We start from the raw sequence: 14889 nt of genomic DNA, 5'->3' as shown, positions 1-14889 counted from the left end.
GTGGTTTCCCCTTTTGCTTCTTGTTGTCATTGACGGCGTGGCCCGATTATTCGACCCCGCACCATTCGGCAATGAAGAGCGCCAACAGTTCGATGGCCTCCAGATATTCAGCGACCGGAATATACTCGTCGGGCTTGTGGGCCTGGGCGATCGAGCCGGGACCGAACACGATGCCCGTCATGCCGCCCTGATTGACGAAGTGGCGCAGGTCGCAGCAGAAATGGCCGGGATAGGCTCCGGTATCCGCACCCTGGCTTGCCAGCACCTTGCTCATCACCCGCGCCACTTCGAGATCCGCTGGCTGGTCGGTTGCATCGTCATGATGCAGGAATTCGAGCTTTGCCGGATGGCGTTTCAGCCGCCCGTCGGTGGCGTTGGCCTCTGTAATGGCGGCGCGGAAGCTCGCCATCACATCAGTGACGCTGCCAACCGATGGTGCGAAATAGGCGCCGCCCTTCAAAAGGGCCTCGGCCGCGCTAGAGGTTTCGTAGTGGCCGCCGCAAACGCGGCCTATGGTCAAGGCAAAGGGGGCCTTCTCACCCGGCGGCGTTGCCACATTGTAGCGACGCTCCAGTTCGAGCAGCGCCTCGATCACTGGCGGCAAGGCATCGATGGCGCCCAGTCCTTCGAGGTCGGTGCCATCCCAGCGCGCACCTGGCGAACGTGGCACGCCGGTGAGAGAAACCTGCCAGTAGAGCCCGCCCGGATGGGTATGGCGGATCGTATTGCCAGTCGGTTCGAGCACAATGGCGGCATCGGCGCGCAAACCGCGGCGTATCAGGTCGAGTGTGCCGTTGCCGGCATGTTCCTCGTTCACCACGCATTGCAGGCTGACATTACCGCGCAGCCTCACGTCCGCCTCGTGCAGATAGGTCAACGCCATCAAGGCGGCCATGAGCCCGCCCTTCATGTCGCAGGCACCGCGTCCGTACAGGCGTCCGTCGGCGATTTCGGCGCCGAATGGATCGAAGCTCCAGCCGGCGCTGGGCTCGATAGTGACGGTATCGACATGGCCGTTGAGGATCAGCGAACGTCCGCCGCCACTGCCGCGCCAAGTGCCCACCACGTTGGGGCGGCCATCATAATTGAGCACGACGGCAAGGCCGCTCTCCTTTAGGGCGGTGAAGCTCGGCATGTCAGTATAGGGGAGGATGAGATCGTGCTGCCAGTGAGTGGGATATTGGGCGATTTCGGGATAAGCGGCGAACATCGCCTCGACGTCCGGTTCGGCCTTGCTCACGTCGGCCCCGACAGCCTCCAGCATGGCGCACAGATGCGCCTGCGCAGCGCCTTCCTCGCCGGTCAGCGAGGGGATTCGGACAAGAGTGGCGAGGGCCTCGATACTGCGTTGGCGGTTGGCCCGCGCGACCTTGACGGCCTGTGCTGCGGCGTTCGGGAGGATGCTTGTCTGGTCCATCATGAAGGGTAGAATTCTGCTTCCGGCGCTATAAGGCAAATTAAAACTATTGCCGTATATTCGAATAGAATTTATACCTTGACCAAAGAATGGATGGTCATGATCTATACCCAGATAAGGGCTTTCGACGCAGTCGCCCGGGAGGGCAGCTTCTCGCGGGCCGCCGAGGTTCTGGGTTTGACGCAGCCGGCTCTGACCATTCAGGTTCGCTCACTTGAGGAAAGGCACGGGCTCAAACTTTTCGAGCGCGATGCGCGGGGTGTGCGCCTTACTCAGGCAGGCGAGCGTCTGTTCACGCTCTCGCGCCAGCTAGCCAGTCTCGAGGAACAGATCGACGAGACCCTTTCCGTTTCCAGCGAGGAGCAGCGCGGCCAGTTGCGCCTGGCGGTCGACGGGCCGCAAATCGTCATGGGTTTGTTCGCCAAGTTCCTCGCCCGCCATCCGCGTGTGCGCCTGTCAGTATCGACCGGCAACACCCAGGTGGTACGCCAGAAGCTGCTCGACCGGCATGTGGATGTCGGGGTATTGCCGCTGATCTTTGATCATCCGCGCGTGCATGCGGTGACGCTGTGGCACCATCGCGGCGTTCTCATTACTTCGCGCAGTCATCGCTTTGTCGGGCGCAAGACGGTGAAGCTGGAGGAACTGGAGAACGAACCGATGATCGGCCGCGAGGACGGTTCGACCACGCAGGCTCTCATCAACGCCGCGCTGGGGCGCATCGGCATCAAGCCGCGTATCGTGCTGGAACTGGGCAGCCGCGAGGCCCTGATCGAGGCCGTGGCGTCGGGGCTCGGCTGCGGGATCGTGTGGGAGTTGGAGGCGCTGGCCTCTACCCGTGTCCAGGCCATACCTATCGAGGACGACGAGCTGATGACGACGGATTACATCGCCTGCCTGAAGTCAGAGCGCGAGCGCTCGATCGTCAAGGCCATCTTTGCAGAGGCAGCCAGGATGCCCGCCGACCGGCGCGATATCACGGCGCTGGGCTGGATGTAGGCAAGCTCCCAGCCCGTCCGCCCGCCGTGGCACGGCAAATTCCCCCGATGCACGCCATCGCAAGGCGCCAAGACTTACCGGCTCCCACCCCCCTATACGGGCACGGAATGGCGGGCAGCGTCGAGGCCGAGCATCGGTGGCCTTCGTTGTCACGTCAGGCGCTGCGTTTGGTCAGATTGATGAGGATGTCCGCAAGCTGCCGCGTCGCCGGCCCCATGGATTCGTCCAGGCGATGCGCAATATAGGCTTCAGACACGACTTCACCGTTACGTCCGAGCGCGCTCACATTCATCCTGATGAGGCGTCCTTGTTCGAGGTCGCGCTCCACCAGCCAAAAGGGCAAGCGCCCCCAGCCAACGCCGCCCAGAATGAGGTTATGCTTGGCATCCTGGGTATTCACGCGACATGTTTGCGGCGAGATCACTCCAAAGTCACGACCCTCTGATATCGGAGAGGGGTCGGACAAAACGATCTGAAGATGATCGGCGAGATCCAGAGCCTCCAGTGACCGACCTCCTTTGCCCTGGGTGAGTGGATGCCCGGATGCGACCACGGCAACTTGAGTTATGGAAGTCAAAGCGTCGAATCTGATGCGCGGATCACGGAATTCCTCGCCAACCATAATGGAGAGCGCGCAACGCTTCTGCCTGAGAGCCTCAAGTGGCCCGCCGAGAGGCACGACCTGGACACGAACGGACACAGACGGAAAGCTCTCGCGCATCTGGGAGATCACCCGACCAACCTGCTGCACAGGAAAAAGCGTATCAACCGCGATCCCGAGTTCGGTTTCCACTCCTGCTGCAAATCCGCGCGCTTTGGCCCGCAGCGCATCAACACGAACAATGATGTCTCGCGCGTTGCCAAGGAGTACCTGGCCTTGTGGTGTCAATACAGGCCGGTGTCCGGATCGGTCGAACAATTCGACGCCGAGCTGTGCTTCCAGGTTGGCGATCGCAACACTCACCCCTGACTGAACACGCGACAATCTCTGCGCGGCGGCCCGAAAGCTGCCGGTGTCTGCGATCGCGATGAATGTTCGCATCTGGTCAAGGGTCAGCGCATCGAGCATGATCACCTCAGTTGATCGACTTGATAAAAATTATATCACTTAAATCGGTCGATCAAAGCGGGCAACCTCAGCTCCATGCTAAGAGCTGAAGTGAGGTGGCAAGGATGGCCAAGGTTCTGATACTCTACTATTCCTCTTACGGTCACATTGAGACGATGGCCGCCGCAGTCGCGGAAGGCGTTCGCCAGACAGGCGCTTCCGTTGATGTGAAGCGTGTTCCTGAACTTGTGCCCGATACGGTTGCCAGGAAGTCGGACTACAAGACCGATCAGCAGGCGCCCGTGGCCACGGTGGCCGAGCTTGCCGATTATGACGCCATTATCTTGGGCACACCGACGCGCTTTGGCAATATGGCCTCACAGATGAAGAACTTCCTCGACCAAACCGGCGGCCTTTGGTTCGAAGACAAGCTTGTTGGCAAGGTCGGCAGCGTCTTCACCTCGACCGGCAGCCAGCATGGTGGTCAGGAGACAACCATAAAGTCCACACAGACCGTTCTCTTCCATCTTGGGATGATCATTGTCGGCCTGCCCTACAGCTTCAAGAGACAGATGCGGATGGATCAGATTACAGGCTGCTCCCCCTATGGCGCGTCTACCCTAGCCGATGACGGCAACGGCGGTGACCGCCAACCAAGCGAAAACGAACTCGCGGGAGCCCGCTTCCAGGGGCGGCATGTCGCCGAGATCGCGTTGGCGTTGGCCACCGGTCGCCAGGCAAAGGCGGCGTGATGAAGGATCATGCCATGATGTCGGAACCATCGTCCACCCGATGGGCCGCCGTGTTTCTGATCGTTGGTGCGGGCATCGTGGCGGCATTGCAGGTTGGGAAGGCGGCCATTGCCGCCCCCTTGCTGCAAGCCGATCTCGGAATCGGATTGACGGCGATTGGCTGGTTGACGGGGATTTTTGCGGCTCTTGGGCTTGTCGGGGGCATTCCGACCGGAGCGCTTGTCGGCAGTTTCGGCAGCCGGCGCCTGTTGATCATCGGGCTGCTCGTTACGACAACCGGGGCTGCATTCGGGGCGGTGGTCACCGGCTTGTCAGGGCTCTTGCTTGCGCGCGTCATCGAAGGTGCTGGATTCCTGCTGATCAGTGTGGCGGCGCCATCGATCCTAAGCCATGTCGCGCAACCGTCCGACCGCGATCTGGCGTTTGCACTTTGGAGTTGCTTCATGCCGGTCGGCATGGCGGTTGCAATGCTGGTAGGCCCCATGTTCGGGGATTGGCGGATCATGTGGTGGGCGAGCAGCGCGCTTACCCTGGTCATCTGCCTGCTTGTGCCGTTCGTCATTCCCTCCTCCAACGAGCGTCAACCCTGGTCCTGGCGTCGTCTGCAAATCGATACGGTTGCAGTCTTCCATGCCGGGGGGGCCCTCGCACTTGCCGTTACATTCGCACTCTACAGCCTGATGTTTTTCGCGCTGTTCAGCTTCTTGCCCGTCCTGTTGATGGAGCGAATGGGTGTCTCTCACCAAACCGCAGGACTGCTGAGCGCCCTTGCTTCGGCGATAAATGTGATCGGCAATCTGGCGGCGGGCGTCCTGCTTTCCCGCGGAATCGGCCGGACTGTGCTGCTTATCGGGGCCTGCTTGATGATGGGAGCAGCCAGTTTCGGCATTTTCCTCTCCATATTGCCAGACACGGCTACCTTCATTCTCTGTATTTTGTTCTCGGCCGTTGGTGGACTGATCCCGGCGACCCTTCTGTCATCCGCCCCGATCGTGGCGCCTGCAGCGGGACTGGTCCCAGTGGTTATCGGTCTGATCGTTCAGGGCAACAATTTGGGCCAGATCCTCGGCCCCACGGCTGTCGGAACCGCAATAGACACTTACGGCTGGAGTGCGGCAGCCTACATTGTCACCGGAGCGGCCTTGCTCGCAGTGCCTGTGGTGGCGGCATTTGGAAAACGCATTCAGCCGAAGGTTCAGCATTCTCCCACCGTCAACCTCCATCCTGAAACGAAGGAGAACCGCTAATGAGCGTCGATTTCAACCACACGATCCTCTCGGCAAAGGATTCGCAAGCGTCTGCTCATTTCCTTGCCGAAATGCTGTCGCTGCCAGAGCCCAAGCAATGGGGCCCGTTCTGGATGGTCACGACCGACAATAGCGCAAACCTCGACTACATGGACGTCGATCACGAAATTGTCTCGCAGCACTATGCGTTTCTGGTCGATGACGCGAGTTTTGACGCGATCCTGGCACGTATCCAAACTGGGAGCCTGCCGCATTGGGCGGATCCCGGAAGGCGCACACTGGGGCTGAACCACCATGATGGAGGCCGGGGCCTGTATTTCGACGATCTCAACGGGCATCTCCTAGAAGTGATCACGCGCCCCTACGGCAGTGGCGGTTGGCAACCCTGAAGCCGCACAGAATCCAGCGAATGGGGCCCGGTGGAGGGCAGGGTGTTTCTGGCCCAGATAGATGGTCGATAGCGGTGCAAAGGTGTCGGGTGGGGCAGTCGCGGGCTTGATCCGCATCAAGGTTCCCGAAACCTGCTCGTACTGTCGATGCCGATCAGGCACCTGCCGGGCGCGGCTGGTTCGGCTTCGCGAGACTGCCATTGCCGGCCATGGCCGGCCTCGCGGAACATGATCGCCGGAGGGTATAAACTGTAACAAATGCCTATGTTGGAGGCTTACCGACCAGACATCCCCATGGGCGAGCACGATGTGATACTCTGTCAAAAACATGGAGGGAGTCGTGAGATGAACAAGGAAAGCGCGATCTCCGCATCGCCTCAGCGTAGTGTCATCGTCCATGGCTTCACCAACAGCGTCCTCGATCCGAACGCCCCGATGCTTGGGCCAGTGGAGAACGGTGGCACCATCATCGCGAACACAGCTCCAGGCTGCTGGGGACCAATGATCACCCCGCGCCTGCGCGGCGGCCACGAGGTCACGCAGCCTGTCTGTGTCGACGGGGCGGAACCGGGCGACGGGATCGCGATGCGCATCCGCGATATTACCGTGACGGCCATCGCCACCGCATCCGGGCACGACTCCTCACCGGAAGGCTTCTGCCTCGGCGATCCCTATGTCGCAGCCCGATGCCCGACCTGCGACGAGGTGTGGCCGGAGACGCACGTGGAAGGCATCGGCCAGGACGCCGTCAGGTGCGACAAATGCGGCAACGCGGTGAAGCCGTTCGAGATCGTACACGGCTACACCGTCGTCTTCGACGAGACGCGCCGCGTCGGCGTGACCGTGCCGAAAGAGGCGGCGGAGAAGATCGCACGCAACGCGCATCACTATGCCGCCCTGCCCGATGAATCGGTGCAGCATCCGATCCTGACCTATGCGCCATCGGACATGCCCGGCGTCATGGTGCGCATGCGCCCCTTCCTCGGACAACTCGGCACGACTCCTTCGCACCCGATGCCGGATTCGCATAATGCCGGCGACTTCGGCGCATTCCTCGTCGGCGCGCCGCATTCCTACGCAATCACAGCCGAACAGCTCGCCGAGCACAAGACCGACGGCCATATGGACATCGACGCCGTGCGGCCGGGGGCAATTCTGATCGCGCCGGTCAAGGTGAAGGGTGCCGGCGTTTATATGGGTGATATGCACGCCGCCCAGGGTGACGGCGAGATCGCCGGCCACACGATGGATGTCGCAGGCAGCGTCACCTTGCAGGTCGAGGTGGTGAAGAACTATCCCATCGACGGCCCGGTGCTGTTCCCGCTTCCGGAAGACCTGCCGCCTCTTGCGCGTCCCTTCAGCACCGACGAGCGCGCACGGGCCGAGCGTCTGGCCCGCACATGGGGCATGAACAGTCTTGAAGAGCTTGCGCCCATCTCCGTCATCGGAACCGCGGCCAACATGAATGCAGCCATCGACAATGGCCTCGAACGGGCGGCGAAGCTTCTCGGCATGACCGTTCCCGAGGTGCGCAACAGAGCCACGGTGAACGGCGCAATCGAGATCGGCCGTGCTCCGGGCGTCATTCAGGTCACCTTCCTCGCTCCCATGGAACGGCTCGACGCCGTGGGTCTGGGTGGCTATGCGCGCGAACAGTATAATTTGTGAAATGTAGGCCACGTTTTCCCCATCGACCATCATGTGATGGGCGTGGCTTGGAGAAACCGCCCTATCGGACAACGGCATCGCCCACACAAGAGGGGACGATGCCGTTTGAAGCTGCCACGACGACCATATCCGGCTTGCATCTGGCTACCTTCAAGCCGACTGGCCGGGATGCGAGATCACCTCAACCGGTTTCTGCTTTGACGCCAATCAAGGCTTCGCCATCCGGCAGGCTCATACTTCACGCATCGCCATCGCCTGAAGGAGAGCCCGATGATCTTGCCGCACGATGCCACCGTCGCCGTGATGGATGGGGAGAAACTGCGCCTGTTCCGCAACAAGGCCGCCGAGCCGCATATCCAACTCGTAGCGCTGGATATCCCGGATATCGAGGCTGTCAACCAGGGCTCGGGAATGCGGCACCGCAGCGTGGCGGCCAATCCGGATGCCGCGCGGCTGCGTGAGGACGACTTCGCCGCCGCCGTGGCTGCCTGCCTGAACCGGTTGGCGCTGGAGGGCCGCATCGATGCGCTCTACATCGTCGCCGATCCGCGCTCGCTGGGCGAGCTGCGCCGGCACTATCACGACGAAACCCGCTCGAAGCTGATCGGCGAGATGACGAGGGACCTGACCGGACATGCGGTCGAGGCCATCGAAGCCGCGCTGGCGAAGGGGTAGCATGGGCAGCCACCTCACCATCGCCCGCTGTGTCGCAGCGCGGCGGGGGCCGGCGTGACCGCGCTGGCTTGGTGCCTGTTCGGTCTTTCCCTGCTCGTTGCCGGGTCGGAGTTGGTGGTGCGGGCCGGCTCCAGGCTTGCGGCTCTCATCGGCATCCCGCCCATCCTGATCGGCCTGACAATCGTGGCGGTGGGGACCAGTACACCCGAGCTTGCGGTGGGGATCGAGGCGGCGCTGCAAGGCAATGGCTCGTTGGCCGTTGGCAATATTGCCGGCACCAACAGCTTCAACATCCTCTTCATCCTCGGCCTCAGCGCCCTGCTGATGCCGCTGTCGTTGGAGATGCGCACGCTGCGTTTCGACCTGCCGGTGATGACCGCGGCGGCGCTGGCCCTGCTCGCCATGGCTTGGGATGGCATGCTGACGCGTGTGGAAGGCATGGCACTCTTCCTGGCCGGCATCGCCTATACCGGCGCCATCATCCGTTGGGCCCGCCGTGAGAGCCGCGCCGTCATCGCCGAGTTCTCGAGAGAATATCCGGTGCCGCCCGCCAACGGCCACACACGCAAGGCCGGCACGAGCCTGATGGTGCTGCTGGCCGGCATCGCCATCGTGGTGGTCGGGGCCGAATGGCTCGTCCACGGCGCGGTCGATCTTGCCCGGATGATGGGCGTTTCCGACGCCTTCATCGGGCTCACCATCGTGGCTATCGGTACATCCTCGCCGGAACTGGTCACAACGATCGTGTCGACGCTGCGCCAGGAGCGGGATATCGCCGTCGGCAACCTTTTGGGCAGCAGCGTCTATAACATCCTCTTCATTCTCGGCATCACGGCACTGGCGCCCTCCACCGGCATTTCGGTCGAGCCGGCGCTGGTCCACATCGACATTCCGGTGATGGGCGCCGCGGCCATCGCCTGTGTGCCGATCTTTCTCAGCGGCCGCCGGGTCACCCGGGCGGAGGGCGCGGCCTTCGTCACCGCCTATCTCGCCTACCTCGCCTATCTCGTGATTGCGCGCGGATGAAGAACGCAGGTTGAAGATGACAGGAACCGAACCACGATGACCGCCATATCCACTCCTTCCGATATCGCGGTACCCTGGCGCGATACGGCGACAGCCATCTCGTCGGCTCTGGCGGTGGACCCGGACAACGGCCTGAGCGGCTCGGAAGCGCAGGTCAGGCTTGGAAGGTTCGGCGAAAACCGGATCAGGGAACACCCGCCCGTGGCGGCGTGGCGGCGGTTCCTTGGCCAGTTCACCGACGTTCTGGTGTTGCTGCTGCTGGCCGCCGCCGCAATTTCGGGAACGCTCTGGCTAATCGAGCGGGAATCGGCATTGCCCTATGAGGCGATGGCGATCCTCGGCATCGTGCTGCTCAACGCCGTGATGAGCCACGTCCAGCAGGCGCGTGCCGAAGAGGCCCTGCGGGCTCTGCGCCAGATGGCGTCTCCCCGCGCGACCGTCATTCGCAATGGCGTGAGGCGGACAATCCCCTCCAGGCTGCTCGTACCCGGCGATATCGTGCTTGTCGAGGAAGGCGGGACCGTGCCGGCAGATGCGCGGCTGATCGAGGCATCGGCCTTACAGGTGGCCGAGGCGGCACTGACGGGCGAAAGCGCGCCCGTATCGAAAAATGTGGACCCGATCAGCCAGGAGGTTGCGTTGGGCGATCGACGCAACATGATCTTCAGCGGCACATCGGTGACGCGCGGCCATGCGAGAGCTATTGTCACAGCCACGGGGATGAGCTCGGAAATGGGCAGGATCGCCGGCATGCTTGAGGCGACGCCCGACGAGGCCACTCCGTTGCAGGCGGATCTCGACCGGGCCGGACGGCTGCTCGGCATGGTCGTGATCGGCATTGCCGCAGTCATCGTCGTAGCCGTTCTGTCTGTGTCGGAGGTGCGCGGCCTCCCCGGCTTGTTCGACATCCTTCTGCTGGGTGTGGCGCTGGCCGTGGCTGCCGTGCCGGAAGGCCTGCCGGCGGTGGTGACGGCGGTGCTGGCGCTCGGCGTCCAGCGCATGGCGAAGCGCAACGCGATCGTGCGCCGGCTGGCGGCGGTCGAGACGCTGGGATCGGCCAACGTCATCTGCTCGGACAAGACCGGCACGCTCACCCGCAATGAAATGACGGTGCGCAAGGTGGTGACGGCAAGCGGGACCATGCAGTTCGGCGGCACCGGCTATGCGCCCCATGGCAGGGTCGAGCCGGACGGGACGCCGGACAACGAGGAAGCTCTGCGCGCCGAAGCCTTCCGCACTCTCGCCGCCGCGGGCTGCGCCAACAATGCGGTTCTGACGGAGCGCGACGGGCGCTGGTCGATCGGCGGCGACCCGACCGAAGGGGCGCTGATCGTGGCCGCCCGCAAGGCAGGCTTCGAGCAGGCAGCACTCAAGAGCCGGTTCGCGCGCATCGGTGAAATCCCGTTCTCGTCGGAACGCAAGCTGATGAGCACGATCCATGCCGATGCGGAGCGTGACGGCACACGCATTTTCACCAAGGGCGCTGCCGACGTCCTGCTGCAAAAATGCACCGATGAACTGGTGGGAGAGACGACACGGCCGCTGACAGGGGGGCGCCGAACCGAAATAGCGCTTGCCAACGAGGCACTGGCGGCGCAGGCGCTGCGCACGCTCGGAGTGGCGTTCCGCACGCTGGATGGGGAAGACACGCCGCCGGACGAGCGAACGGAGACGCGGCTCGTCTTCCTCGGCCTCGTCGGAATGATCGACCCGCCGCGAGCCGAAGCACGCGAGGCGGTGGCACGGGCAAAGGCGGCAGGCATCCGCACGATCATGATCACCGGAGACCATCCGGGCACCGCTGTCGTGATCGCCCGCGAACTGGGCATAACGGAGGATCGGCGGGCGGTTACCGGCGCGGAGATCGAAAGCATGTCCGACAAGGAACTCGACGCTGTGGTGCAGGAGATTTCCGTTTATGCGCGAGTGGATCCCGCCCATAAGCTGAGGCTCGTCACCGCCCTGCAACGGCAGGGCGCAACGGTCGCCATGACCGGAGACGGGGTCAATGACGCCCCGGCTCTCAAGGCCGCCGACATCGGCATCGCCATGGGCATCACCGGTACCGACGTTTCGAGGCAAGCGGCCGACTTCGTGCTGGCAGACGATAACTTCGCCTCCATCGTCGCCGCGGTGGAAGAAGGGCGCATGATCTTCTCCAACATCCGGAAGTTCCTCCGCTACCTGCTGTCCTCGAATGTCGGCGAGGTCATGACCATGTTCTTCGGCGTGCTGCTGGCCGGGGTGATCGGCCTTTCGGACGGCAGCGGGCTGGTGCTGCCGCTCCTGGCCACCCAGATTCTGTGGATCAATCTCGTTACCGATGGGGCCCCCGCCCTCGCGCTCGGCATCGACCCCGCCAACGGCCGTGCGATGACGCGGCCGCCACGCCCGCGTGGGGAAGGCATGATAACGCCGCGCATGTGGGCCGGTATCGTCTTCGTAGGCCTTGTGATGGCCACTGGCACGCTGATGGTCCTCGACGCCTCGCTGCCGGGCGGCCTGATCGAAGGGACGGGTTCCACACGCTATGCGCAGACCATGGCCTTCACGACGCTGACGCTGTTCCAGCTCTTCAATGTCTTCAATGCGCGCTCCGACGAGCGCAGTGCCTTCGACGGACTGTTCTCGAACCGCTGGCTGTGGGGCGCGGTCGCCCTGTCGGTCGCCCTCCACGCCGCCGTTATCTATACACCTTTCCTTCAGGAGGCCTTCTCTACCGTTGGCCTGGGCCCCGGCGACTGGTTGCTGTGCAGCACCGTCGCAAGTTCCGTGCTCTGGCTGCGGGAAATGGAAAAGGCTGTCCTTGCCCAATTCAGGCACAGGCGCAGTTTTGATCGCCATCAATGATGGAAAGCGGCGGATGGAGTTTGCTGTGGCCCTTGCCGGATCGGGCCCGACGATACCAGATGCATCGCTGTGCGGGCTCGACCGAAACCAGGGAGCTGGCATCATGAGCGGTACGTCCATAGCAACATTCACGCACGCAGCGCAGCAGGCCCAGCAATGGGTCAACGAGCTTGCCGACGATCTGGACTGGACCGACGCGAGGGCCTATCGTCTCTTGCGCAACGTCCTGCACACGCTGCGGGACTGGCTTCCGCAGGAGGAGATGCTCGATCTTTCCGCGCAACTGCCCGTTCTCATCCGCGGCATCTATTTTGAAGGCTGGAAGCCGAAGGAAACGCCGGTCTGGGACCGCAGGAAGGAAGAGTTCGTCGCCCGGATAAAGGAAGCCTTCCGCGACGACGGGCTGGACGATCCGGATGAAGCCATCGCCGCCGTTTTCAGCGTGCTTGAGCGTCATGTCTCGCGCGGCGAGATCGAGGAGGTCAGGAATTCCATGAAGAAGTCGCTACGCGCATTGTGGCCGACGGACTGAGCCATGTTCCGCGACCGTACGGAAGCCGGACAGAAGCTGGCCGCCGAACTGGGCGGGCTCGGCCTGCGCAATCCCGTCGTTCTGGCATTGCCGCGCGGCGGGGTGCCGGTCGCGATCGAGATCGCCCGGGCGCTCAAGGCGCCGCTCGACCTGCTCATCGTGCGCAAGGTGGGGGCACCGGGAAACCCCGAACTGGCTGTCGCGGCAATGGTCGACGGCGACCCGCCCGACCTGGTCCTCAATCGCGAGATCGTCGAGGCCTACAGGCTCGACGATGCCGAGTTGCGGATGCTGACGGACCGGGAGCGCCCGGAGCTGGAACGGCGGCGTCATGTGTACCGGGCGGGGCGACCGCCGATCCCGGTCGCCGAGAGGACGGTGATCCTGGTCGATGATGGGGCCGCCACGGGAACGACTATGAAAGTGGCAATCCGTGCCCTGAAACGCCGCTCGCCCCGCGGGATCGTCATCGCCCTCCCTGTCGCCCCGCCGGCAACGCTGGAGGAACTGGGTCGGGAAGCGGACAAGGTCGTCTGCCTCAACCAGCCCGCCCGCTTCCTCGCGCTCGGCTATCACTATCGCGACTTTCCTCAGCTTACCGACGATGAGATGATCGCCATGCTGCCGAAACCGGAACCGCTGAGGAAGGGTCCTCCACCGCCAGCTTGAGATTCCGACGTCTCCCGTTTCGTCAAAGGTGCGCCGTTTGTCGGGCTGTTATTTGCACGAAAGCGGATGTAGCATTGCTCCGGTCGACAATACCCTGACCTTGTAGTGCGAGGGGCGCCGTCCCAGAGCTCGGAGTGACCGCCGGGTGTTCCGGAAGCAGCGGCTGCACGCAGGCAGGATGGTTGAGAGATCCGGAAGAGGCATGCCAGCTATAGACATAGCCGGACAGAATGGAAGTTTTCTACAGGCTGTGTTTTCCCGCCGCTTCGAAGGGTGGCGGGGTTATCTTCTTGCCGCCGCCGCCGTTGCCGTTGCGCTGGCAATCCGGCTTCCATTGCAGGAGGTGCTGGGAAACGCGGCTGTTTTCGTGCTGTTCGTGCCGGCGATCCTTGTCGCGGCGATTGCGGGGGGCATTGGGCAGGGCCTGTTTGCGCTGGCGCTTTCGACCATGGTCGTCTTTTTTCTTGCCGGCTCCGACCCGACATTCTGGTTGCAGGTTGCGGTCTTCGTCCTCGTCGGCCTCGTCATCGCCTGGATGGGCGAGATGCTGCATCACGCGCGCCGGGTGCTCGAACACACCGAAAGCACGTTGCGGGCGAGCGAGGCGCATTTGCGCTCGATCCTCGATACGGTTCCCGATGCCACGATCGTTATCGACGACAAGGGTATCATCACATCCTTCAGCGCCGCAGCCGTGCGCCAGTTCGGTTATGCGAAGAACGAGGTCGTCGGCCGGAACATCAAGCTCCTGATGCCCGAGCCGTATCGCGGTGAGCACGACGGCTATATCCGGCGCTATCTCACCACCGGCGAACGGCGCATCATCGGCATCGACCGCGTTGTGGTGGGGCGCAGGAAAGACGGTTCCACCTTTCCGATGAAACTCGCCGTGGGCGAGATGCAGTCCCATGGACAAATCTTCTTCACCGGCTTCATTCGCGATCTTACCGAGCGCCAGGAATCGGAAGCGCAGTTGCAGGAGCTTCAGGCGGAACTGGCCAGGCTGGCGCGACTCAGCGAGCTGGGCGAAATGGCCTCGGCGCTGGCCCACGAGCTCAACCAGCCGCTGGCCGCGATTTCCAACTACACGCAAGGCTGCGTGCGGCTTCTTGAGCGGCCCGGAGGCGCCAACTCGCAACAGTTGAAGGAAGCCTTGCAGGAAACGGCTCAACAGTCGCTGCGCGCCGGCGACATCATCAGCAATCTGCGCGAGTTTCTCAGCCGTGGTGAAAGCACGAAAGCGCCGGCCGACATTCGCAGGGTGATCGAGGAGGCAGGCGCGCTAGCGCTCATCGGCTCGCGCGAGAGGGGTGTCCGCTCCACCTTCGACTTTGCCGCCAACACCGGCGACGTGCTGATCGACCGGGTCCAGATCCAGCAGGTGCTGATCAATCTGATGCGCAACGCGCTGGAAGCCATGGGCGACAGTGAACGGCGCGAACTCCATGTCAGGACGAGGCGCAACGGCGACGAACATATCATGATCGAGGTGGCCGATACGGGACCGGGAATTTCCGACGACTGTTCGGCGTCAGCGCCTTTGGCACAGATCTGGGGTTGCGGATAATGGAGGGATTGGGTCTCGTCGCAGTGACGTAAGGAACGCAGATGAGACCC

Annotated in this window: 13 protein-coding genes; 11 read left to right on the top strand and 2 right to left on the bottom strand. The window is 63.0% G+C overall.

Going from position 1 to position 14889, the window contains the following annotated elements:
- Positions 1-46: 46 nt before the first annotated feature.
- Entirely contained in the window at positions 47-1420 is a 1374-nt protein-coding gene (locus ABID37_RS22190; RefSeq protein WP_354198785.1) for a M20/M25/M40 family metallo-hydrolase, read from the bottom strand.
- A 96-nt stretch (positions 1421-1516) separates the two neighbouring features.
- Here ABID37_RS22190 and ABID37_RS22185 point away from each other — a divergent pair, with 96 nt between their 5' ends.
- Entirely contained in the window at positions 1517-2416 is a 900-nt protein-coding gene (locus ABID37_RS22185) for a LysR family transcriptional regulator (RefSeq protein WP_354198783.1), read from the top strand.
- Between the two features lie 154 nt (positions 2417-2570).
- Here the strand turns inward: ABID37_RS22185 and ABID37_RS22180 are convergent, their stop codons facing one another.
- Positions 2571-3485, bottom strand: coding sequence for a LysR family transcriptional regulator (locus ABID37_RS22180; RefSeq protein WP_354198781.1), 915 nt, complete (start codon positions 3483-3485; stop codon positions 2571-2573).
- Positions 3486-3589: 104 nt separating this feature from the next.
- Here ABID37_RS22180 and wrbA point away from each other — a divergent pair, with 104 nt between their 5' ends.
- The 10 genes from wrbA (at position 3590) to ABID37_RS22130 (ending at position 14839) form a co-directional block, all read left to right on the top strand.
- Positions 3590-4216, top strand: coding sequence for an NAD(P)H:quinone oxidoreductase (wrbA, locus tag ABID37_RS22175; protein WP_354198779.1), 627 nt, complete (start codon positions 3590-3592; stop codon positions 4214-4216).
- Positions 4216-5463, top strand: coding sequence for an MFS transporter (locus tag ABID37_RS22170; RefSeq protein WP_354198777.1), 1248 nt, complete (start codon positions 4216-4218; stop codon positions 5461-5463). The genes wrbA and ABID37_RS22170 overlap by 1 nt, the downstream gene beginning before the upstream one ends.
- Entirely contained in the window at positions 5463-5852 is a 390-nt protein-coding gene (locus ABID37_RS22165) for a VOC family protein (protein ID WP_354198775.1), read from the top strand. The genes ABID37_RS22170 and ABID37_RS22165 overlap by 1 nt, the downstream gene beginning before the upstream one ends.
- A gap of 345 nt (positions 5853-6197) precedes the next feature.
- Positions 6198-7520: an acetamidase/formamidase family protein gene (locus ABID37_RS22160; RefSeq protein ID WP_354198773.1), complete on the top strand. Its 1323-nt coding sequence runs from the start codon at positions 6198-6200 to the stop codon at positions 7518-7520.
- Positions 7521-7790: 270 nt separating this feature from the next.
- Positions 7791-8195, top strand: a complete 405-nt coding sequence (locus ABID37_RS22155) for a baeRF12 domain-containing protein (RefSeq protein WP_354198771.1) — start codon at positions 7791-7793, stop codon at positions 8193-8195.
- A 54-nt stretch (positions 8196-8249) separates the two neighbouring features.
- Entirely contained in the window at positions 8250-9221 is a 972-nt protein-coding gene (locus ABID37_RS22150) for a calcium/sodium antiporter (RefSeq protein WP_354198769.1), read from the top strand.
- A gap of 36 nt (positions 9222-9257) precedes the next feature.
- Entirely contained in the window at positions 9258-12071 is a 2814-nt protein-coding gene (locus ABID37_RS22145; RefSeq protein ID WP_354198767.1) for a cation-translocating P-type ATPase, read from the top strand.
- Between the two features lie 103 nt (positions 12072-12174).
- Positions 12175-12603, top strand: a complete 429-nt coding sequence (locus tag ABID37_RS22140) for a DUF2267 domain-containing protein (RefSeq protein WP_354198765.1) — start codon at positions 12175-12177, stop codon at positions 12601-12603.
- 3 nt (positions 12604-12606) lie between these two features.
- Complete coding sequence (locus tag ABID37_RS22135; protein ID WP_354198763.1) at positions 12607-13272, top strand: phosphoribosyltransferase; 666 nt, start codon at positions 12607-12609, stop codon at positions 13270-13272.
- A 202-nt stretch (positions 13273-13474) separates the two neighbouring features.
- Entirely contained in the window at positions 13475-14839 is a 1365-nt protein-coding gene (locus ABID37_RS22130; RefSeq protein ID WP_354198761.1) for a PAS domain S-box protein, read from the top strand.
- Positions 14840-14889 lie beyond the last annotated feature (50 nt).

It is taken from the genome of Aquamicrobium terrae, assembly GCF_040545735.1.
GTDB classification, from domain to species: domain Bacteria; phylum Pseudomonadota; class Alphaproteobacteria; order Rhizobiales; family Rhizobiaceae; genus Mesorhizobium; species Mesorhizobium terrae_A.
This window is presented reverse-complemented; position numbering and strand designations above follow the sequence as displayed.

Excerpts from the sequence above, each read along its gene's own strand:
- ABID37_RS22190 (WP_354198785.1), bottom strand. The coding sequence starts at position 1,420 with ATGATGGACCAGACAAGCATCCTCCCGAACGCCGCAGCACAGGCCGTC.
- ABID37_RS22185 (WP_354198783.1), top strand. The coding sequence starts at position 1,517 with ATGATCTATACCCAGATAAGGGCTTTCGACGCAGTCGCCCGGGAGGGC.
- ABID37_RS22180 (WP_354198781.1), bottom strand. The coding sequence starts at position 3,485 with ATGCTCGATGCGCTGACCCTTGACCAGATGCGAACATTCATCGCGATC.
- wrbA (WP_354198779.1), top strand. The coding sequence starts at position 3,590 with ATGGCCAAGGTTCTGATACTCTACTATTCCTCTTACGGTCACATTGAG.
- ABID37_RS22170 (WP_354198777.1), top strand. The coding sequence starts at position 4,216 with ATGAAGGATCATGCCATGATGTCGGAACCATCGTCCACCCGATGGGCC.
- ABID37_RS22165 (WP_354198775.1), top strand. The coding sequence starts at position 5,463 with ATGAGCGTCGATTTCAACCACACGATCCTCTCGGCAAAGGATTCGCAA.
- ABID37_RS22160 (WP_354198773.1), top strand. The coding sequence starts at position 6,198 with ATGAACAAGGAAAGCGCGATCTCCGCATCGCCTCAGCGTAGTGTCATC.
- ABID37_RS22155 (WP_354198771.1), top strand. The coding sequence starts at position 7,791 with ATGATCTTGCCGCACGATGCCACCGTCGCCGTGATGGATGGGGAGAAA.
- ABID37_RS22145 (WP_354198767.1), top strand. The coding sequence starts at position 9,258 with ATGACCGCCATATCCACTCCTTCCGATATCGCGGTACCCTGGCGCGAT.
- ABID37_RS22140 (WP_354198765.1), top strand. The coding sequence starts at position 12,175 with ATGAGCGGTACGTCCATAGCAACATTCACGCACGCAGCGCAGCAGGCC.
- ABID37_RS22135 (WP_354198763.1), top strand. The coding sequence starts at position 12,607 with ATGTTCCGCGACCGTACGGAAGCCGGACAGAAGCTGGCCGCCGAACTG.
- ABID37_RS22130 (WP_354198761.1), top strand. The coding sequence starts at position 13,475 with ATGCCAGCTATAGACATAGCCGGACAGAATGGAAGTTTTCTACAGGCT.